This is a genomic window from Cellulosimicrobium sp. NPDC030954 (genome assembly GCF_055571305.1).
Genome location: NZ_JBVIFN010000024.1, coordinates 1 through 1,479 on the forward strand (window position 1 = coordinate 1; position 1,479 = coordinate 1,479).

At 63.4% G+C, this 1,479-nt stretch carries 1 protein-coding gene; it reads right to left on the reverse strand.

What is annotated here, in order from left to right; genetic code table 11:
- Positions 1 to 730 precede the first annotated feature (730 nt).
- The coding region (locus tag ACZ402_RS20210; protein WP_465285940.1) for a F510_1955 family glycosylhydrolase at positions 731 to 1,479 on the reverse strand (749 nt) is incomplete at its 5' end.

The window sequence follows — 1,479 nt, forward strand, 5'->3', positions numbered from 1 at the left end:
GCCGAAAACGATCGTTTCCGGCGAGTTCGCGTCGCCCGTCATCGTGCGCCCGCCGTTAACGTTCGCCGGTATCTGCTTTCGGCAGACGTTTCCGGCGTTCAGGTAGCGGGTCTCGCTCGTCGTCCGCCGATGCGAGTTGGCGAGGATGGTTTCGTTCCGCGCGGAGTTGTTGCTCGATCTTGGCGTGTGCTTTTCGTTCGTTGCGGTCGGCTCTGATGATGGACCGCAGGACGAACCAGAATGCTGCGACGACGGCGATCGTGGGGATGACGGACCAAAAGGCGTTGGTCCAGTAGTCATTGAGATTCATCCGCGCCTCCCGGGGGTTCACGCAGCACGAGCGCCAGTCCGACGATCGCGAGGATGAACGCTGTTTCGTAGCTTCCGAGCGTGTATGCCCAGAGTGACCGTTGGTCTGGAACGGTTGTGTCGATGAGGAGATGAGTTGCGATCAGTGCGACGGCGGCCAGGAGAAGGAAGGCCCCGATACGTACGAGGCGATCGTGACGCCGCTGTGGGGACATGTGGCTGGTGCGCGTGGGAACGTGTGCTCGTGGACGGTGCCGAGCTGGGTGCAGGTGGCGGGTCATCTGAATATGGCTCCGATGAGGTAGAAGCTCGCAAGGGCGAGAAGCAGGGCGAGGACTGTGGCGCACGCGATGAAGACGGATATGCGTCGGAAGGGATTGCGGCGGGGGACCATGGGTGGCCGTTCTGGTGGTGGCGTTCTCTACCGGGCGGGGGCGAGGATGGTTGTGTCGTCGGCTGTGATCTGGACGATGCCGCGGTCGTCGACAACGATGAAGCGTTCGTCATCGATCGCGGTGAAGGCCTGAGCGGCCCCTTGAAGCGCGTCGAGGCGTTGCCATGTTCCTTCGGTGTTCTGTGACCAGAGGGCACCGTCGGTTCCGACTCCTGCGAGCGAGCCATTGGGTTTGGCGTCGAGTGTGTAGAGCAGCGGGGCGTCGGCGACGGGGGTGAAGGTGGCGCCGTTGTCGGTGCTGAGGAGCAGTCCTTCTTCCGCGGCGGCGTAGAGACCGTCGCCGGTGGCGGCGAGGTCTGCCGCGGCAAGTGTTGCGCCGCGGGTCCATTCGAGACCGTCGTCAGTGCTGATGAGCAGATCGACGCCATCGGAGGCGATCCCGTAGAGAGTGCCGTCTGGTCCGGCGGTGAGGACATGGAAGTCCGTACTGCCAGTGAGGGCGATCGGTGACCACGATTCGCCGAAGTCGTCACTACGAATGACACCTAGGTTCGGGGAGCCGAGCTCTGCGGGTGTCTGTGTGCCCGGGTGACCGGATGCGAAGAGGGCGTCGTCGAGGACGGTAAAGCCCATCGCATCGAAATCGTGGCCTCCGATGGGACCGGCGATCGCACCTTCAGGAGTGAGGGTGAAGAGTCCTCCGTGGGTGGCTATGAAGAGGTCCTCACCGCGGGGGTCAGCGGCAACACCGTGAATGTGTTGGATAACGGGGGGGG